Raw genomic sequence first — 20111 nt, 5'->3', positions numbered from 1 at the left:
TTTTAAAGAGCATTAGATAAAAAAATATCTTTTTATCTAAACTTCTCTTAATAATCACAATAAAAGTATTTTGAAATTATACTTTCACAAAAAAATAATTCTTATTTTTAGATTTTATCTTATCTTAAAATTATCTCTGTTACTTGATTGTGTTCATACTTTTTGCTAAAAATAAACTTGACTCATTGATTTTATTTATTGCTCGAATGAGGTACTATGAAAGTAGTCTTTAAATCAAAGGAGTGTAACTATGACTGTCTCTTTACGAGCAATAAAAATAACGTTCGCAACAACTATTGCTATTTTACTTGCTCAGGCCTTTCAACTAGAATACAGTACTTCAGCAGGAATTATCGCTATTTTGAGTGTTTTAGAAACTAAAAAATCATCCGTCAATATTGCTCTTCAAAGAGTAGGCTCTACTATCTTAGCATTAAGCGTAGCAACCGTATTATTTCAATTGGTTGGATTTAGTACTCTTGTATTTGGATTGTATCTCCTAATCTATATTCCTTTAGCCTATAAATTAAATGTAGAGGTAGGAATTGCACCCTGTTCCGTGCTTGTTTCTCATTTATTGCTGGAACAAAGCACTTCAATTGGATGGCTTACAAATGAATTTTTACTCATGATTATTGGTACAGGAATCGCTGTTTTATTTAATTTGTATATGCCTTCAAAAGAATCCCAATTAAACCAATTAAAAGATGAAATTGAAGAGAAAATGAAAAAAGTTCTCGTTGGTTTTGATTCGATTTTAAGCGATTATACGACAAATGAAAAAGTTGAATCTTTATTAAAAGAGCTTTATATCGATTTAAAAAACGCAGAAAAGATAGCCTACACGGAGTATAACAACCAATTGTTTAGCCCAAATGAGGATTATATGATTCAGTACTTTGATATGCGCCAACAACAAGTTAAAGTCCTCGCAGAGATGTCACTGGACCTAAGCGTTTGCTTTTTACCAACTAAGCAAAATAGTGTTTTAGCAAATTTATTTCATCAAACAGCCAATCAGCTGCATGAACGCAATCCAGTTGTCGACTTAACAAAAGACATTGAATCCTTATTAAATGACTTTAGAAATAGCGATTTACCTACAACAAGAGAAGAATTTGAAAATCGCGCAACCTTATTTATACTTTTAACTGATTTCACAAGATTTATTAAAATTAAGAAAAAGTTTTTTGAACAGCAAGAAGAATAACCAACTAGTTTTCTTAAGCTAAAAGAATGTCGAATTTGATTCATACCAAAATATCGTTACGTGTTTTTAAACTAACAATAAACCCTCTAAATCAACTATTTCAATTCGTTTATGGGTCAGTTGTTTGATATAGCCTTGTGCTTCTAAGTCACTAAATTTCCGACTAATTGTTTCGGGAGTAGTACCTAGATAAGAGGCTAAGTCTTTTTTACTCATAGGTAAAGTGAGTTCAACTCTATCTGGCTCTTCTTTATCAAGACTCTCTGCTAAAAAGAGAGCGATACGTGTTTCTACTTTTACTATTGAAAAACTTGTCGCTTGTTTTTCAGATGCCTCGAGTCGACTTGAGAATTCCGCAATAATCTTTAAAGAGATAGATGGGTATTTCACTAATAAGTCTTGTAAATCTACTCGTTTAATCATACAAACTGTGGTATCCACTATAGCTTTGGCATAAGATTCATGTGTAACTTCTGAAAACAAGGCCATTTCACCAGTGAAGTCCCCAGGATTTAAAATACGAACCAATTGTTCTTTCCCAGATTCAGCTAATCTATAGATATGTACTTTCCCTTTATTAATAATGTACAAAGAATCAGATTCTTCTCCGGCACGATAAATAAGTTCATTTTTTTTATAGGAGACAGATTTAGTTGTTGCCATAATTTTATCTAGCTGTTCAACTTCTAAATGATTAAAAATTGGAACTAAAGAGACACACGATTTATGCGAATGGCCGGTATGACTATGGTGACACTGCTGTATATTATTCTGATTCATTTTATCCCCTCCGTTAATTAACTAGCTTAAGACTATCCTACTACCTGTGCATCCTGAAGTACACAAATAACAAAATAGTCCCCTTTTATTTCAAACCTTTTTATCCAATAGATTTAGGAATTCCTTAAAAAAAGTAACCTCTTAAGTTCAAGAAATTACTTTTTTTAGTCTTTTATATTTTTTATTATTAAGTTTCTGAAAAAATAGATCAGTTTATTGAACAACTTTTAAAAAGCTTTCTAAGAAGCTAACAGAGTCTCCAACATAACTGTAATTTGAATAATTGAAAATAGGGGCTTCTGGATCTTTATTAATAGAAACAACTAATTCAGCACTACCAATTCCAGTTGTGTACTGTACTGCGCCATGAACACCTAGGTTAACAAGTAGTTTTGGTGCAATTGTATTTCCGGATTGCCCAATTTGATCATCTCCACTAAATTTAGGATGATCTGTTAAAGGACGAGTTACGCCAATTTTAGCGCCTAATTTACGAGCAAGTTCTTCTGCTAAAAAGACAGCTTTTTCGTCTGCAGCTCCTCTACCCAAGGCGATTACTCGATCGGCATTAGCAATGCTGTCGCTTTTAGAAAGAAGAGGCGTTTCTTCTACAATTTTTATACGCTCTGCTTTTTTAAAGAACAAATCATTTATCTCTGTTACTCTAACTGATTGACTCAAATTTTTCTTAGCTTCAAACGTATTTGGTCGTACAGAAGCCATTTGTGGGCGGTGTTTAGGACAGATAATTTCACACATAATATTGTCACCATAAGATGGTTTTGTTTGAACCAATAAGTCATCATCAAACGCTAAATTTAAGCAATCTGAGGTTAGGCCTGTATTTAACTTTGCTTGTAATCGAGGTGCGATTGAGCGTCCAACAACCGTAGCACCAAAGAGAATACTGTTTGGTTTACGACGATCGGCTAACTCTGCCATTAAACTAGCAATCTCAGAGTCAGTTGCATCTTTTAGGCGATCATCTTTTACAATGACAATTTCATCTGGGCCATACTCTTTGATTTTATCTTCTAAATTTTTATCAGTTGCTTCAAATAAAATCACAACAACTTTTTTATCGTTGGCTATTTCTTTAGCTTTAGTGATTAATTGGTAAGTAACCGGTTGAATCATTCCTACATGCTTTTCTGCGTATACCCAAATTTCTTGGTCAGTCATTTTTCATCAACCTCTCTTAGAGTAAATTACTCGCTCTCATTTGTATTAATAATTCACGAACCGCTTCATCGGGCGTGCCTTTAAGATAAGTTGTTTCTTTAGCTTCTTTTTCTGGCGCCCATACACTACGAACGACCGTTGGAGATCCTTTTAATCCTATTCTATTAGGATCAACAGATAGATTGTTTTCATCCCAAATGAGAATATTTTTTTGATAACTTTGCTGAATATTACGAGGTGTGGGATAACGAGGTTCGTTCATTTCGCTACGAACCGTTACCACGGCTGGCAATTGAAATTCAATTTTTTGCTGCATATTTTCTAATAACCGGGTTGCTGTCATGCCTTTTTTAGCATGTCCTGATAATTCACTAACAAAAGTTATCTGTGGCCATCCTAAAAATTCAGAAACAATTGGACCAACTTGACTAGTATCGGCATCAATAGATTGACGGCCTAATAAAACTAAGTCTACCTTTCCCAATTCCTTAATAGCTTGTGCTAGTACATAACCTGTTGCCAAAGTATCTGCTCCACCAAATTTTCTTGAGCTTAAAAGAATAGCATCATCGCAACCCATAGCTAGACCTTGTCGTAAGGTCATCTCAAAATCCGAGGGCCCCATAGATAATAGGACGACTTCTCCTCCCCATTCATCTTTCAAACGTAAAGCCGCTTCGATTGCATTTTTATCATAAGGGTTCATCACTCCTGGTTCTCCAGAGCGAATTAGATTTTTAGTAATCGGATTAATTTTCAAGTTATTAGAAACCGGTACTTGTTTGATACATACGACAATTTTTAAACTCATTAGATTTATTCCTCTCCTTCATTGACAACTTCTTTAGCTATTTCAATCATCATTTTTTCTAGTGATCCTTCAGCAAGTTGTAACGCACGAGCATCACGGATTAAATGTTCTACGGGATATTCTTGGCTATATCCATATCCACCCAAAACTTGTAAAGCATGATCGGCTGCAGCATAGGAAGCGCGACTGCCATATGATTTTGCCATAGTCGCTACTTTAGCATAAGACTTTCCTGCCACTTTTAATCTAGCAGCCTCTTGATAAAGCAATTGGGTATTTTCTTTAGCAATAGCTATTTCTGTAATCTTTTCTTGAATAGAGTATAATTGGGTGATAGGCGTTCCTTTTACCTCACGTTGTTTTGCATAATCAACAGCGATAGTTAAAGCATGTTCTGTGATACCGGCAGCAATAGCACCCATTGAAATACGGGCGTCATAGTGAGCATTATCTCCTATTTCCACACCTTGTCCTATTGTTCCAAGTAAATGATCTTCACTGACAACAATATTTTCCATGAAAATTTCTCCTACAGGTGTACCATTCATTCCAATAAACTTTTCCCTTTTCCCGTGTTTAAAACCAAGCATGTCTTCGTCTACAAGAAAGCAAGACAACTCTGTTGGAGACGTTTTAAGAAGTACACAGTATACTTGAGCTAAGCCGCCATTTGTAATCATGGTTTTGTTGCCATTTAAAATCCACTTATCGCCTTCTTTAACCGCTTTTGCGGTGTGCCCCATTACATTAGATCCACCTTGTGGTTCTGTTGAAGAAAAACCAAAAATACGGTGATTTGCTTGAGGCAGATATTTTTCTTTTAACTCATCTGTTGCGTATTTTAATACTTGATCTACAGACTTATAATGCCCTTCTAAAGTAAAGGCCATGCTAGCATTACGAACAGCAAAATCATAAATGGTTTGAGAACTAGCAATGACGTCAAATCCAGCTCCGCCGTATTCCTCTGGTATAGTTAACCCTAAAAATCCAGTATCTATCATCTTATCCCACAATTCTGTAGGGTAATTTCTTTCTTTATCAATTAGTATATCTAGCGGTTTTACCTCTTTATCCGTAAAGTCTACAACCATTTGATGCAACATAACTTGTGGTTGAGTTAGTTCTATACTCATGTCTTACACTCCCTTTGTTCAAATATACACAAGAATTCATTTAAAGACTTAATAAATCCAGTATAATAGATTTCTTTTTATATTCACTTGATTTAAATCAAGTACAATGATATTTTTAAAAGATACTAAGTCTTTTCTTAAAAGAAAAAATATAAAACTAAGAAGTCACAAATAAATGATGAAGGAGCGAGTAAGGTGAAAAAGAACCAGTCAACACCTCATGGATGTGAGGGTAGAGAACAGTTTTGTTTAAGTAACGTCCCTTTATTTCAATCCCTAACAACTGAGCAAATGAAAAAAATTTATTTACTCATTCACCATAAATATTACTCTCAAGGAGAGACAATTTATCGTCCTTTTGAAACGGCTGACTCTCTTTATATGCTAAAAAGTGGTAAGGTTCGTATCTATCGACTATCCGATACAGGAAAAGAACAATTGATCAGAATGGTTGATCAAAACGAATTTACTGGCGAATTAGCATTATTTAAAAAGGGGATTTACGAGGCTTTTGCGCAAGCACTGACAGATTGCTGTGTTTGTGCGATTAAGCATGAAGATTTTCGTGAACTTCTCTTACAATACCCAAAGATCTCTATTGAAATGTTGTCTACCATTTCTCAAAGACTAGGAGCCTCTGAGCAACAAACGACTTGGGCAACTACTGAAACAGTAAGAGATAGGTTATTACATTTTTTGATTAGTTTGGTTGACTCTACACAAGAAGAGCCCATTGTTGAATTGAAGATGGCTAAAAAAGATTTGGCTTCTTACTTAGGAACCACATCTGAATCATTAAGCCGAGAATTAGCCCGATTAGAAAAAGATAATATCATTAAAAAAGTTGCCTGCGGAAAAATTAAATTATTAGCTCTTTCATAATTAACGAGATAAATTTATTATTTTTTAATGCAAAAAAGTTGTTAATAATATATTACTAGCAACTTTTTTTGGTGGATTTATTTAACTAAGTCTATTTGATTTTTACTATCGATTTATTGTACCAAGCTTTGTAGCAATCTTCTGGCGCTTTTTAGCATCCTATAAATTAGTCTATTTAGATATAAAATAACTATCTATCTTAGCTAACTGATTTAGCTAAAGAGTAATCTCATTCCTGTATCGTAGTTACAATCAAGCTGCGTTTACTATAAATCTACTCATCGTCATCTTCTCCCTCAAGAGCTGATTTACCGAGAAAAGCTTGCAGCATCCAAATCGTTTTATTCAAATAAGAGTTGTAATCAATCAGTAAATCTTCTAAAACAGCATCTTTTTCATTTTGTGCTAATACAATGGCTTTTCCAGTTACATCTCGCGTTGTCCGGTAGTCGTCTACTAAGTTTCCAACCATTTTTTCAGCGGATAAATATTTATCTGCAGCTGATTCCGGAATAAATGAATACTGAACAAATTGTTCTGCGGTTGAGAAAGGTTTTGAACCAGATGCTATTAAATGTTCACCAAGTCCATCAAAATAGGATTCATTGTCCTTATATAATTCTTCAAATTTTTTATGAAGTGAAAAAAAGTTAGCACCTTTGATATACCAATGGTACTGATGAAGTTTAATGTGCAGCATTCCTTGGTTCGCGATAATATGATTAGCCATAGCTGCTGCAGTAGGATTATGGTGATTGTGTTCTTTTGCATCCTGTATAAATTCTTGTTCCACTAATTCCTCTTTTGTAAGTTCTTTTGTCATGTTTGATTCCTCCTGGTTATTTTTTTATTTAATCCTTCTCTTTAAAAAAGTATTTTATTAAAAAGATCTTTTCTTTAAACTTTTACAGGTATAACCGTTGGTTTAGGACCCACTTGCTTATTTTTATGGTTAAAGCGAATCAAACGCATCGCGTTTAAAATAACTACTAGTACACTAGCTTCATGAATAAACATACCTAATGCTAAATGGACACTGCCCATTAAGACGCCCCCTAGTAAAATCACGACCACACCTACTGCAATAAACATATTTTGTTTCATATTTCTGATAGTCGCTTTAGATAATGAATAAGCATGGGAAAACTGCATTAATTTATCGGCCATTAAAACGATATCGGCTGTTTCCATCGAAATATCTGTTCCGCCTTCACCCATAGCTAAACCAATATCGGCTGTTGCAATAGCTGGCGCATCATTGATTCCATCACCAGCCATAGCCACTACATGTCCTGAGTTCTTTAGTCCTTTTATATATTCTACTTTGTTTTTTGGTAATAATTCTGCGTGAAATTCGTCTAGCCCTAACTCCGTTGCAACGGCTTCGGCAGTATGTTTATTGTCACCTGTTAACATTACAATTTTCTTAATACCATTTCCTCTCATTTGTGCTAAAGCTTCCTTGGCATCGTCTCGAATTTGGTCGGCAATAGAAACAACACCTGAAATTTCGCCATTAAGTGCGATAAAAATAGCTGAATTCCCAGCTTTTTCGCGCTTGATCGCATACAGTTCGACATCATTTGCTAAGGCTATATTTTCAGTCTTCATTAATTTGCGGTTCCCAGCTACAAGTTTGTAATCATCCACTATAGCTTTAATCCCATATCCTTTAATCGCTTCTCCATCCGTTAATTTTATAGAAGCTAAATCTAATCCTTGATTCTGCGCTTTTTTTACAATTGTCTGGCCTAAGTGGTGTTCAGAAATCGTTTCTGCTTTTGCTACAAATTTCAACAAAGTATCTTTATTCATTTTATTAAACGTATGGATATCTGTAACTTCAGGTTTTCCTTTTGTTAAGGTACCTGTTTTATCAAAGACTAGGGTATCGACTTTAGAAAACTTGTCCATAATTTCTCCGCCTTTGATTAGCACACCATTCTTCGCTCCATTCCCAATACCAGCAACACTTGAAACAGGTGCTCCGATAACTAATGCTCCAGGACAAGCAATGACTAGAAAGGTAATGGCCATATGCAAATCTCTAGTAAAAATATAAACGATAATAGATAAGACAACGACGGCCGGTGTGTAGATATTAGCGAATTTATCTAAAAATTTTTCTGCTTTTGATTTTGACTCTTGAGCTTCTTCTACTAGTTCAATGATTTTAGCGAAAGTCGTATCGTCTCCAACTCTTTCAGCGATCATTTCAAGGTAGCCTGTATCCAAGATAGTTCCACTAAAGACTTTATCATCAATTGATTTGGCAGACGGAATAGCTTCACCAGTAATCGCAGCTTCATTGATAGAAGCATTACCAGAAACAATCCTACCATCAACAGGAATTTTCCCTCCAGGGTGAATAATAACGCGATCCCCTTTTTCAACCTCTTCAACAGGTATTTTCTCTGCGTTCCCGTTTGTACGTAATACTGTTGCTTCTTGAGGAGCCATATCCACTAATTCCCTTAACGAAGAACGGGTTTTTTCCAGTGTTCTTCTTTCTAGGTAATCCCCAAATAAGAACAAGAATGTTACAACAGCGGATTCGGTAAATTCTCCAATGTACAAGGCACCAATAACAGCGATACTAACAAGCAAATCAATACTAAAAGCTTTCATTCGTAAAGCTTGAATGGCTTTAATAAAAATGGGTATACCCGCAATAGTAGTTGCGATAATTAAAGCACTAGCTCCTATCGTTTTATTTCCCATAGAATTAGAAATAAATCCTAGAGTAATTAACATTCCTGATAACGTCGTAATATGATTTTTGTGTTGGTTAATATATGCAATCATTTTTTCTTCCTCCTTTACTTTAGCTATTTCTTTTATAGCTTTATCTTACCTGTAATCCTTCAATTAAAAATTGATTGAAATCAAGATTACAAGAATACTTTTGCATTTTCATACCTTTAACAGACCGATTAAAATAAATAACAATAAAAGAAGACCTCAGATTATACACTGAGATCTTCTTACTTTTATTAAGACACTTTTGATGATAGTACTGGGTAACCTAATTTTTGAATAGTCTCTTTAATTTCTGAAGCTTCAATCGTTGACTCATCAAATTCTGTTTTTACTTTACTAGAATTAAATAGTACCTTTACAGATTCTACACCTATTGTTTTACTTAGCGTTGTTTCAATTTTTTTAATGCAAGATGGACAAGTTAACGGCTCCAATTGATATATTGCTTTACTCATAATATTTTCCTCCTATCTGTTGTTACATTTAGTATAAGAGTTATGACTAACAAAAAAATTGATCCTAATCAAGTTTTCCATCCTAATCATTAAACGTATCAGTAAAACTACAAAACACCTTCAATCTAACAAAATATCTAAACGAAGAATAATAACTAGAAGACTATTCCTATCTTTCTTAACCTTTCTCTTTTCATTCACCCAATGGCTACAAGCCACATTTTAATTGACTCAGACAATTTGTACAAGTATGGCAACCACCGATATCTTCAACAATCCCGATCCGGCAAATAGGACAAGTATTGCCAATTTCATTTCCGTAAAAAATCACTTCTTCTGCCCTATCAGATTGACCTCTAGATGAATCCTCATCGAACGAAGAATTTATTTTACACTCTGTATTTTGTTCTGCTTTCAAGGTTAACACTTGTGTATCTCGACTGCCATCCACATAAACAGTTCCTCCTTTAGCTCCACCTTGATACAATCGATCGTATATAGCTTGGACCTGTTCAATGCTATAACCACTTGGTGCATTGACTGTTTTCGAAATAGAACTATCAATCCATCTTTGAATCGTTGTTTGTGTGTCAACATGAGCTTCAGGAGACAGCTCCATTGCTGAAACAAAATAATCCGGCAACTGTTCCGTATCTTTTTCTGGATGTTCTTTTAAATAGTCTTGAACGATAGCCGCCTTAACCTCAATAAATTTCCCTAAACGTCCACTACGGAAATAACTAAAAGAGAAATAAGGTTCTAGACCGGTTGAAACACCTACCATCGTACCTGTTGAACCAGTAGGCGCTATCGTCAATAAATGTGAATTACGGATACCATAGGTCAAAATATCTAGACGAATCTGTTCAGGCATCTGACTCATAAAGCCTGAATCGATAAACTGTTGACGCAGCGTTTGTGTTTCTGATTCTGTTTTTCCAATTAGAAATGGAAAACTGCCTCTTTCTTTTGCTAAATTGATTGATTCTTCATAGGCAGCTTGGGCGATTGCTTTAAAGAGCCTGTCGAGTAAAGTATTTGCTTCTTTAGATCCGTATTTTTGGCCACAGTAAATGAGTAAGTCAGCTAGTCCCATAACACCCAATCCAATTCGACGTTCACCCAGCGCTTGTTTTTCGTTTTCTTTAAGAAAGTATGGGGTAGCATCAATGACGTTATCTTGCATACGAATACTCGTTTTGACAGTCTGAATAAGCTTATCATAATCAATTATTCCAGTCTTTTTTTCGACCATGTTAGCTAGATTGATTGCTGCTAAATTACAAACAGAGTAAGGTGCTAAGGGTTGTTCACCACAAGGATTGGTGCCGACTACTTTTTGACCGTAAGCTGTTGCATTTGTCATTCTATTCGCATTATCAATAAAGAAAATACCGGGTTCTGCTGCATAGGTTGCACAGATGTTAATTAAATTCCATAATTCACGTGCTCGAATAGAACGATACGTTCTTACTTTTCTACCGCTTTTTTCCCACTCACGAACATCTCCGATATCTGACCAATGCTGATTGTAATCCTTCATTTCTTCAACTGTATACTGTTCTATAGCTGGAAAACGAAGAACATAATCAGAATCTTTTTCGACTGCCTGCATGAAGTCATCTGTTAAGCAAATAGAAATATTTGCACCGGTTAAAAAATCAGGATTTTGAACACTATATATTCCACCTGTTTCTAGCTTTTCTTTTGCTTCTTGGATAATTGTTAAATCAATTTTTTCATCGTTAGTTAACTTACTTGATTGTAAAACCATTTGATAAATAGCTTTTTCTTTTGCTGTAAAGGGAGTGAACACTAATTTATTTTTTGCTAATTCCCTAATCTCTTCATCATTAGTCGTTTTAATTAAGAAGCGAAGAATAGCTGGATTTTGCATTTTAGAGATAATAAACTCTAAAATATCTGGGTGCCAGTCTGCTAACATAATCATCTGAGCTCCTCGTCGGCTACCACCTTGTTCGACAAGATGAGTCAAGCGGGCTAAATCATCCAACCATGAAACTGATCCAGAAGATTTTCCGTTTACACCATGGACCAATGCGTGACGTGGCCGTAAAGTAGAACCATTTGTCCCAACACCGCCACCTCTGCTCATAATTTCCATGACTTGTTTACGGTGATCAGATATACCAGCTCGTGAATCTGGCATATAAGGCATAACGTAACAATTAAAGTAAGTAACGTCTATCCCAGACCCTGCACCATAAAGTACTCGACCAGCTGGGATAACATTTAGTGCCATTAACTCTCTATAAAAAATTTCAAAAGAAGCTTGTTGTTTTTCAATTGTTGATTCAACTGCTGAAAGTCCAGTTGCATTACGCTTCGCAATTTGTTCGTAATAAATTTCTAATGGTTTTTCAACTGCTGCTAGTGAACGAGTAATCAATCCAGTTATTTGTTCCTCTTCATTTTCTAGCTGACCTCGGTACTCTTCATCTACTAAAATAATGGCTTTTTGTTCGGCTAATAAAAGCGCAGAAATAAACCCAATCCCACGTGCAGGATATTGCGGATCTTCTTTCAAGGTTACAACAACTAAGTCTCCTTTTGTCAGAGTTAGTTGGGTAGTATCTTTAAATGCGTAACGATCAATTAAAATCAGACGTGAAACACCACTGAAAGTTGTTGACATCTCCTCTGTAACAGGAAAAACAGCTGGGAAATTTGAAATGTCTTTGTTTAGTTTTGCTACGTTTAATACTGGTTTTGACACGGTATTTATCATCATTTCTATCACTCCATCATTTTGTCATTAAGTACCCATAATCGTCTTTAAAATAAAAAAATCACTATATATAGTATGTTAATTTTATTTTACACCATATATAGTGTTTGTAAAGACTTGTATTTAAAAGAGATTTGTGTAGACTGAATGAGAATGAAGAAATTTATAAAACAGGAGGGTATTATGCAAATTTATACAAAAAGAGGCGATTATGGGAATACAAACTTGATTGGTGGACGGACAATTTCAAAAGATGCTATCCGAGTAGAATCCTACGGTACGTTAGATGAACTAAATTCATTAGTTGGGGTAATCATTAGTCAAATGACTAAAGAAGAACTAGTTCTAAAAGAAGAATTAGCCGAAATCCAGCTTCTTTTATTTGATTGTGGAACAGATTTAGCCATGTTAGAGGGAACAAAAGACTACCTCATTACAAAAGAAGCGGTGGAATGGCTGGAGAGTCGAATTGACGATTACTCAACAGAGCCCCCTGCAATAGAAAAATTTGTTCTTCCAGGTGGTCACCCTGTTGCTAGTTTTTTACACTTAGCTCGAACAGTCACTAGAAGAGCAGAACGTATTATCGTATCTTTAGGTAAAACAGAAAAGATTAATCCAGTCGTTATGATTTTTATCAATCGATTATCAGATTACTTTTTTGCCATAGCACGTGTAGTAAATTCACGAAAAGGAGTTAAAGAACCTTTTTATGAAAAAGGAGGAAAAGTCTTTCATTCTGAACTAAAAAAAGAAACTATTCCAAAAACACATTACTAAAATGGACACCTGTAACTTATACCAATAAAAAATTTTACTTACTTAAACCAACGATTTTATTCAACTGGAGGAAAAAATATGTACAAACTAAAACCCCTGTTAATTCTAGGCTTAACTCTTATCTTAACCGCTTGTGGAGCACCAGCAAATAATGAATCAGCTAGTAGTCAGGTTGTACCTGAACAAGCTAGTTCCATTTCAATACCAGAAACAGTGGAGGCTACTATTGTCTTTGAAGTAGACGAAGAAGAGCAGGCTGATATGGCGAGATCTTTAAAAGTAGAAGAGGGCACAACCTTATTAGACGCTATGAACGTAGAATATGAAGTAAAAGAAACAGATGGATTCATCACTGCTATCGATGGTATTGAACAAGATGATTCAAAAAATAAATGGTGGCTCTATTCTGTAAACGGTGAAGATGGAACAGTCGGTGCTGCTGACTATGAAATAAAAGAAGACGATCAAATAAAGTGGACTTTAAACGGAAACTAGACTCATCTATGAAATGATTCAGACTTTTATATGAGTAATATTATGGTTAAAAATTAGTACAAAAAAAGACTTCATATTTATTAGTAGGTGCTGACAAAGTTTTTTTTGCTTTTTTATAAAGTTTCTTTAAGTGAAAGATAATCGATTAGCCTATCCCCCTGTTATTTACTACTATTTTTAAGAATCTAAACGTTAGTAACAGAGATTTGTTTTACATTTTTCACTTTTTTAGCCTATAGTTTATTTTTGTGTCTAGTCAGAATAGATTATTTAACCTGTTCTTCAAGTATTGTTTTAGTGGTAAATGATTTTTCTGTTTCATCGTTAAAAGTATAGGTCACGTCTATTTTTATTTCATAACCAGATCTAAAGTTCTTACTGTCGATAATAGTACCTGTTTCTTCTTTAATTTCATTATTTATTCTCGTAAAATCTATATTTTGGCTAAATGAATGAATAAAGTTATTATCTTTATCGTGAACCACATCGGCACTAAAGTACAGAGCTCCTGGGAACGCCCTTAACTTAACTTTTTTACACGAATGCTTACAGGCAGTGGTTTAGACTGTTTGACAAAGGCATGTCCCATGCCAATGGAAAGACTGTTTTTCACCGCATTTATATCGCGGTCGTGGTTCTACATGGTAGGCTGGTTGTCCACAAGTCGAGCAGACCTGTTAGGTCTTGTACGGATTATAATCTCTTCTTTCAATATCACTGATTGTTTGCCGTGTTATGGTAACCGTATCTGCTAATTGCTGTTGAGATAGTTCACTCTTTGTACGTGCTACCTTTAATATGATATTCTTAGCCATACTATCTTCCCGATATGACAGATATATCTTACATTAAATTGGGTATAACATTCATCTTAAGTAATTGTATTATCTCAGAATAAGCAAGTGAATTTTTTATTCTTTTATTCTGAAGTAAAATAATTTAAACGTAATAAAAAAAAGTTCTATCTATCAATTTTTTTAAACTGATAGATGGAACTTTTTTTATTCTTAACTAGTTATTACTAGTTTCTTATTTAGTTTACTCTAAAACAATTTTGTATTAGTCTTGTTCATTGGGATCATTATGTGCATCCTCATGTGTTTCATGAATCGTTCCTGCAACATGATCTGGTCCTGCGTAAATTGTATATAATTTTAAGGGCTTATCACCTGTATTTAAAATATTGTGCCACATGTCTGCTGGTACAAAAACAGCATCATCGTTTTTAACTTCTTGTTCAAAGTTTAAGTTATCTTCTGTAGGACCCATTTTACATAATCCTTGTCCTTCTTCGATACGAATAAACTGATCAATACCATGATGCACTTCTAAGCCAATATCATCATTAGACTGGATAGACATGATGGTTACTTGTAATTTTTTACCAGTCCACATCGTTGTTCGATAAGTCTCATTTTGTACAGTAGCGTCCTCGATATTTACTACATAAGGTTTTTCTCCGTATTCTTTATCGCTAATTTTCATTTTCATTCCTCCTAATTAAATTGAATGTCATTTTGTAATCAATACAAACTGAACGCACCATAAGAATACTAGTAAACGAATCCAAAAGCAAGTGAGTGTGGTTAGCTTTATAGCCATCGTTTTTAAAAATAAAAATCTATCGTACTCGTTTTTAATACTTCCTTATCGTTAGTCTCTTCTTAGTGCTTCTACAGGATCTAATTTAGCTGCTTTATTTGCAGGTAGCAACCCTGCTAAAACACTAATAATAATACTGACAAAAACTCCAGCTAGTGCAAACATCGGAGTCATATTAAAGACTGTTGCATCAAAGATACTTTCAATAAAGAGGTTTCCAATAAATGATAACCCGTATGCAATTCCAACACCGAGAATACCACTAAAAAATCCTATTAAAAATGATTCAGAGACAAAAATTCTTCTAATATCTTTTTTACGTCCACCAATGGCCTTCATTACACCAATTTCTTGCGTACGTTCTATAACACTAATGTACAAAACAGTCAAAATCATAATAGCAGATACCAATAATGAAATACCGGCAACTCCCGTAAGAATGTACGTAAAGATAGCTAATAATTGGCTAAAAATTTCAGTTAAAATATCAGAAGATGAACCTGCATAACCTAGTTCTTTTACTTCTTCTTTAATATCTTTAGTAAATCCTTCCGCTTCTGATGTGATGTAAACAACATTAGATTCAGTCTTTTTACCTGCTTCTTCATTTAGTGCTTTAAACGTTTCCATCGTCATGAAGACAGATTCAAAGATTCCGGCTGGTCCAACTGCATCACCTGGTGTATAGATACCACTGATTGTATAAGTACCCTCTAGTATTTCCTCACCCATTTCAGTCTTTACGTTTATCTCTTTGCCAATCATCTTATCTGCTTCATCAGCTATACTTGTTGCAAGTCCTTCTGTGATCATCACTTCATTTATTTCTGGTAATTCACCAAAAATAATATTCGAAGGAGTCATATCCGGTGAAACTGTTCCAAAATTCATATAAGTGTAATTTTCATCTTCATATTCAACAGCATTTTTTGAAAATGAAAAAGAAGTAAAGCCTTCTATGATTGTTTTTACGTATTCAATATTTTGAAGTTCCTCGATATTATTTTTATCAAAGGCTAATTCATTTTGTGTTCCTGGTGGACCTTCAAAACCACCTTTTGCTTCACCATTGCCGCCAATATTTATCGGTAAACTGGGGCCATTACTAACAGCTGCATTTTTCCCTTCTTCTTCTTTATCCACACGCTCTTTACGGGCATCTTTGGTTTTAGTATCTTCCGTCATCTTGGTCTCAATTATTAACGGATTGACATTTTCGTTCATTGTTTCAGTTAGATAGTCATTTACTCCTTGTCCAAGAGATAACATAAGTACGATACTCATAATTCCGATACTTCCACCTAATGCAATTAGAACGTTTCTACCTAGCTTTTCCTTCATATTCAAAAGAGCCATACGAATAGCTGAAAAAATAGATAAATTTTTATTTGTTTGTTTTTTATCAAGAGGACGTAAAATAAATGTATTATCCACTTTATCTAATGATCCCATTTTTTTATCATTAATTATTTCACCATCGGCTATTGTTACGATACGACTAGATCTTTCTGCTACTCGCTCTGAGTGGGTTACAAGAATAACTAATTTCCCACTCTCTGCTATTTGCTGAATGATATCAAGAACTTGTTCGCTCGTTTCTGAATCTAAAGCTCCAGTAGGTTCATCTGCAATAATAATAGCTGGGTCATTTACTAGCGCCCTAGCTATCGCAACACGTTGCTTTTGACCACCAGATAATTGATTAGGTTTCTTTTTATGTTGCTCCTGTAAACCTAATTGATCTAAGATAGCTATTGATCGTTCAATACGGGTTTCTTTATCCACATTAGATAACGTCATAGCAAGTGTAACGTTATCTAATATTGAAAGATGGGACACAAGATTAAAACTTTGAAAAACAAAACCAATTTTTTCTTTATGATACTGTACCATTTGTTTCTCTTCGTATTGCCCAATATTCTCTTCGTCTACAAAAACATCCCCCGTAAAACTTGAATCTAATCCGCCAAGAATATTCATTAACGTTGATTTTCCACTACCTGATTCTCCAATAATAGAAACTAATTCACCTTTTTCAAAAGATAAATCAATATTCTTTAATGCATGAAATCGTTTATCCTCTCCTATTGGAAAATATTTATTTAATTTTTTCACTTCTAAAAAAGCCATTTATTCATCATTCCTCTCTCACTTAATTTTATAGTGAGTAATCACTCACTTACCTACTTTTAAAGTATAATCATCTTATACTTCGTTGTCAACTTATTTTTATTCCGTTAAGACTGAAACTTTTATTAAAAGAATCATTTTATTTTAAATCAGTTTTCCCTAAATCTGTAATCTGTAAATAGGATTTTCATGATGACTATATTATTCGAGATAGGTTTATCTATCTTTATTTTTACATCTTTACCCACCAACTATATTAGGCAAAGATCCGTCGCTATATTTTTTGTATTACTAGTACTATTATCTGTTTTAGCCAAGTCAAAAAGCATGAATCTACTTATTAGTAAAATCATGCTTTCAGCCGCTATTATAGGCAGTTTAATTCAATTATTCATCTAGTTAAGACTGTTAGGATTAATACGCTCCTATCAATGGCTGAAGGGAAATAGCTATTCGTTAAATTAGTCCGTCAGTTGTGAAAATACCGATAGCTTTTTGTGAAATCACGAGTTTTTTTAATGTATTTATTTATTTTTTAAATTGCAGGAAAAATTTTATAGTTAAAAGTAACATCATTAGGCACGTTGTAGACTGTTTACCCATAATAATTAACCGGTTCTACTTTACTAGTTAAACTAATTTTTTCTTTTGTAAAACACTCAATTATATCGGAAATATAAATAAAATTAGTTGTCGTACCGACTGTCGCTTCTCTTAATAGAATAGAGTCTCCTGCTTTTAGAGAACCTAACCACAAACTATAAGAAGGTATAGGATCAATCACTCCTTCGTTTTGGGTGAGGCCATAGTAATCTTCTGGGATCAGAAAAATAGATGAGTCTAGTTCTTTTTACCCGAATTTCCACTATCTTGTATCGTATCCCTCTTCAAAACTGTTTGAGGGACTAAGCTAGTCATCATACTATTAAAACTTTCTCTTCTATTTTTTAGATAATTTTGAGTTCTACTCATTGGTTTCTTTTTTTATTTCCTTTGTTATTTTTTTATAATTTTATAATCGACTTAGTTTTCAAATTAATGTTAGCTATTTGTATCTTTAATTCACTCTAGATTACGCCCTTTATCTTATTTCAAGACACTTCTAGATTCTTTTAACGGTAAGCCCTTTACTCAGTAGGGACTACTTGTTTCCAAAATTTTTCATAGATAAGCTCTTCATCTTCTTTTTGGATAAAACGCAAGTCAAAATAGGCTGGACTATCTCCTGCTTTAAAGCATACTTGAATATGTCCGTGATTTTTTTTCATGAGCCATTTAGTTGACGAACGAGTAAAGGATTGAATAGTTGGTCGTGCAATAAATAGTTGAACGGTTGAAAGACCTTGAACCTGTTGCAACCATATCGTTTGATTTCCTTGAATAGCGTATCCTTGTTTTTGGCTCTTGATCCATTGAAGGATTAATAAGAAAATGAGGATAATAAGAACAATTAAACTCACCCATCTTCTTATAAACCACCCACCTAGAACGAAAGGTAGTCCCATTAGTAATATCCAACGCCAGAAGTACCATAGCTCTCCTTTTGTAACAAAGTGAATATTGGGTTCTGTTACGGGCCTATCAGGAAGAAATTCAGCTAACATTTCATACATTATTTTTGTTTGAATAAGTGGAAAGAGTAAAACTTTTTTTGAAGCTAAACCTTCTCCTTCTTTTTCTTGTCCACCCATCAGAACGAGTTCTACAGAGGACATTCCAAATAAGTTACGTAGAACTTGTTTATGAACTTTAATTGCCTGTATTTTTTTTAACGGTATTTTTTGAATTTTCCTTTCAAACAATCCATATTCGACTGATAAAGTATTTTCTTCAAGGGTTGCTTTGAACTGATAAAATAAGATGAAATTTTTTAGTAAAGATAAAAAAACAATCCCAATAACTCCTATAACAAAGGCCACAGCACTTACAATCCACTGTAAGTCATTAATCCATAACTCTATTTTTGTAAAAAAACTATCAGGAATCCAGTCGCCAAAAAAAGAAAAAGCTGTTCCAAAAATAAGAAAGACAGTCATATCCGTTAAAGCATATAAAGCAATCTGATTATTGGATAAAACAAAAGAAGCTTTGTGAGATGATGCAGTCTTTTTGTCTTGCTTAGAGTCAGAACGTAGATTGTGCTGCAGTCCTTCAATCGTTTGTATTAGTGAACTATCTACTGCTGTTAAAGAAGCTTCCGCCTCTCCAGGAGTACTACTCGCTGTCTCAATTAAAAGTTCAACTACTTTAAATGGTTTGAAAAAGAACCATTGCCTTTGTTTAATCGTTTGTATCCGATCATAATAAATATCTGTTTCTCTTTTTTTTATTAATCCTTTATGAATAATTATTTTTTGTGGTGTTACTTGGTATGTTTGCGTAAAGTACTTAAAAATACTCGTTAGAACGACTACTATTAGGATGGTACTCATAGCTGCTATTGGATAGATACTTATTTCGTCAGTATTTATCACGATGATAAATATAAAAAACAGCCAACTTCGAATCCCTTTAATGAAATGAACAAGCATAACTGAAGGATGAAATTTTTTTCGTTCACTAGTCATCTATACTTGCCTCCTCTATTCTTTCTAGCAAACTTTCACGTAATTTTTCTGCTTCTTTTAGAGACAGACCAGCAATATGATGAGCAGTTGCAGCAGTATGAATAACCAATTCCATTAAGTGCTCTCTTCTTAAAAAGGGGCCCTGTTCGGTTTCTATATGTTGAATACGAGAAAAAGGAACATATGTAATTGAGCGAAAAATAAAGCCTTTTTGAAAAACAACTTCTTTAGTAGTTATTTCATAACGAAAATAATGGTAGCGATAGTTTATCAATAAAAAATTTAATAAAAATAAAATTAAGATAAGTGTAAAATAAATGCTGAATACCAAATACCATGTACTACTAGCTAATTCAAAATAAGTCAGCACACTTATAACGCCTATACCAAATAACAAGAGAGAAATAAACGTAATAAAGCTAGTTTTTTTCCATACTTTTTTTATCGATTCTGGTAATTGATTTTTTAATAGTGGATAATTCATTGTCAGTCTCCTTCACTAGCGATTTCATTCAATTTTACTATAACGTGATAAAAACTACAAAGTTAACTTTACATTTACTTATCGTTTT

At 33.9% G+C, this 20111-nt stretch carries 19 protein-coding genes; 4 read left to right on the top strand and 15 right to left on the bottom strand.

Annotation, left to right across the window (positions count from 1 at the left end; translation table 11 throughout):
* Positions 1 to 250 precede the first annotated feature (250 nt).
* A complete protein-coding gene (locus B9Y54_RS05075; protein WP_085559255.1) occupies positions 251 to 1210 on the top strand; it encodes an aromatic acid exporter family protein in 960 nt (319 codons plus the stop codon).
* A 66-nt stretch (positions 1211 to 1276) separates the two neighbouring features.
* Here the strand turns inward: B9Y54_RS05075 and B9Y54_RS05070 are convergent, their stop codons facing one another.
* The 4 genes from B9Y54_RS05070 to B9Y54_RS05055 form a co-directional block, all read right to left on the bottom strand.
* Positions 1277 to 1990, bottom strand: a complete 714-nt coding sequence (locus tag B9Y54_RS05070; protein ID WP_085559254.1) for a Crp/Fnr family transcriptional regulator — start codon at positions 1988 to 1990, stop codon at positions 1277 to 1279.
* Positions 1991 to 2203: 213 nt separating this feature from the next.
* Complete coding sequence (locus B9Y54_RS05065) at positions 2204 to 3172, bottom strand: electron transfer flavoprotein subunit alpha/FixB family protein (RefSeq protein ID WP_085559253.1); 969 nt, start codon at positions 3170 to 3172, stop codon at positions 2204 to 2206.
* A 16-nt stretch (positions 3173 to 3188) separates the two neighbouring features.
* Positions 3189 to 3983 (bottom strand): electron transfer flavoprotein subunit beta/FixA family protein, encoded by a 795-nt coding sequence (locus B9Y54_RS05060; RefSeq protein ID WP_085559252.1) that lies wholly within the window; start codon positions 3981 to 3983, stop codon positions 3189 to 3191.
* Between the two features lie 5 nt (positions 3984 to 3988).
* Positions 3989 to 5119: an acyl-CoA dehydrogenase family protein gene (locus B9Y54_RS05055; protein ID WP_085559251.1), complete on the bottom strand. Its 1131-nt coding sequence runs from the start codon at positions 5117 to 5119 to the stop codon at positions 3989 to 3991.
* A gap of 195 nt (positions 5120 to 5314) precedes the next feature.
* Between B9Y54_RS05055 and B9Y54_RS05050 the strand changes: the two genes are divergently transcribed.
* Positions 5315 to 6001 carry a Crp/Fnr family transcriptional regulator gene (locus tag B9Y54_RS05050; protein ID WP_085559250.1) on the top strand — a complete coding sequence of 229 codons (687 nt, stop codon included), beginning with the start codon at positions 5315 to 5317 and terminating at the stop codon, positions 5999 to 6001.
* Between the two features lie 274 nt (positions 6002 to 6275).
* Here the strand turns inward: B9Y54_RS05050 and B9Y54_RS05045 are convergent, their stop codons facing one another.
* The 4 genes from B9Y54_RS05045 to B9Y54_RS05030 all read right to left on the bottom strand — a co-directional run bounded on the left by B9Y54_RS05045 (position 6276) and on the right by B9Y54_RS05030 (position 11968).
* The gene (locus B9Y54_RS05045) at positions 6276 to 6824 is read right to left on the bottom strand and encodes a Dps family protein (RefSeq protein WP_085559249.1); all 549 of its coding nucleotides are present in this window, start codon (positions 6822 to 6824) and stop codon (positions 6276 to 6278) included.
* A gap of 74 nt (positions 6825 to 6898) precedes the next feature.
* A complete protein-coding gene (locus B9Y54_RS05040) occupies positions 6899 to 8806 on the bottom strand; it encodes a heavy metal translocating P-type ATPase (RefSeq protein WP_085559248.1) in 1908 nt (635 codons plus the stop codon).
* Between the two features lie 188 nt (positions 8807 to 8994).
* Positions 8995 to 9216 carry a heavy-metal-associated domain-containing protein gene (locus B9Y54_RS05035; protein ID WP_085559247.1) on the bottom strand — a complete coding sequence of 74 codons (222 nt, stop codon included), beginning with the start codon at positions 9214 to 9216 and terminating at the stop codon, positions 8995 to 8997.
* Between the two features lie 208 nt (positions 9217 to 9424).
* The gene (locus tag B9Y54_RS05030; RefSeq protein WP_085559246.1) at positions 9425 to 11968 is read right to left on the bottom strand and encodes a vitamin B12-dependent ribonucleotide reductase; all 2544 of its coding nucleotides are present in this window, start codon (positions 11966 to 11968) and stop codon (positions 9425 to 9427) included.
* A gap of 180 nt (positions 11969 to 12148) precedes the next feature.
* Between B9Y54_RS05030 and B9Y54_RS05025 the strand changes: the two genes are divergently transcribed.
* Both B9Y54_RS05025 and B9Y54_RS05020 read left to right on the top strand, forming a co-directional pair.
* Entirely contained in the window at positions 12149 to 12745 is a 597-nt protein-coding gene (locus B9Y54_RS05025) for a cob(I)yrinic acid a,c-diamide adenosyltransferase (RefSeq protein WP_085559245.1), read from the top strand.
* Between the two features lie 78 nt (positions 12746 to 12823).
* Positions 12824 to 13240 (top strand): DUF4430 domain-containing protein, encoded by a 417-nt coding sequence (locus B9Y54_RS05020; RefSeq protein ID WP_085559244.1) that lies wholly within the window; start codon positions 12824 to 12826, stop codon positions 13238 to 13240.
* A gap of 266 nt (positions 13241 to 13506) precedes the next feature.
* On the opposite strand, the gene B9Y54_RS12320 is transcribed toward B9Y54_RS05020, so the two are convergent.
* From B9Y54_RS12320 to B9Y54_RS04990, 7 genes are all read right to left on the bottom strand, one after another.
* Complete coding sequence (locus B9Y54_RS12320) at positions 13507 to 13725, bottom strand: hypothetical protein (protein WP_085559243.1); 219 nt, start codon at positions 13723 to 13725, stop codon at positions 13507 to 13509.
* 192 nt (positions 13726 to 13917) lie between these two features.
* Positions 13918 to 14055 carry a helix-turn-helix transcriptional regulator gene (locus B9Y54_RS05010; protein ID WP_085559242.1) on the bottom strand — a complete coding sequence of 46 codons (138 nt, stop codon included), beginning with the start codon at positions 14053 to 14055 and terminating at the stop codon, positions 13918 to 13920.
* A 244-nt stretch (positions 14056 to 14299) separates the two neighbouring features.
* A complete protein-coding gene (locus B9Y54_RS05005) occupies positions 14300 to 14725 on the bottom strand; it encodes a cupin domain-containing protein (protein ID WP_085559241.1) in 426 nt (141 codons plus the stop codon).
* A 168-nt stretch (positions 14726 to 14893) separates the two neighbouring features.
* On the bottom strand, positions 14894 to 16972 hold the full coding sequence (locus B9Y54_RS05000; RefSeq protein WP_085559240.1) for an ABC transporter ATP-binding protein/permease: 2079 nt from the start codon (positions 16970 to 16972) through the stop codon (positions 14894 to 14896).
* 595 nt (positions 16973 to 17567) lie between these two features.
* Positions 17568 to 17756 (bottom strand): hypothetical protein, encoded by a 189-nt coding sequence (locus B9Y54_RS12190; RefSeq protein WP_143062470.1) that lies wholly within the window; start codon positions 17754 to 17756, stop codon positions 17568 to 17570.
* 343 nt (positions 17757 to 18099) lie between these two features.
* Positions 18100 to 19539: a PH domain-containing protein gene (locus tag B9Y54_RS04995; RefSeq protein ID WP_085559239.1), complete on the bottom strand. Its 1440-nt coding sequence runs from the start codon at positions 19537 to 19539 to the stop codon at positions 18100 to 18102.
* On the bottom strand, positions 19532 to 20023 hold the full coding sequence (locus B9Y54_RS04990) for a PH domain-containing protein (RefSeq protein ID WP_085559238.1): 492 nt from the start codon (positions 20021 to 20023) through the stop codon (positions 19532 to 19534). The genes B9Y54_RS04995 and B9Y54_RS04990 overlap by 8 nt, the downstream gene beginning before the upstream one ends.
* Between the last annotated feature and the right edge of the window lie 88 nt (positions 20024 to 20111).

Source organism: Carnobacterium iners (assembly GCF_900177385.1).
In the GTDB taxonomy this organism is placed as follows: Bacteria; Bacillota; Bacilli; order Lactobacillales; family Carnobacteriaceae; genus Carnobacterium_A; species Carnobacterium_A iners.
The sequence above is the reverse complement of the archived record's forward strand: the minus strand, read 5'-3'. Positions and strand labels throughout refer to the sequence as shown.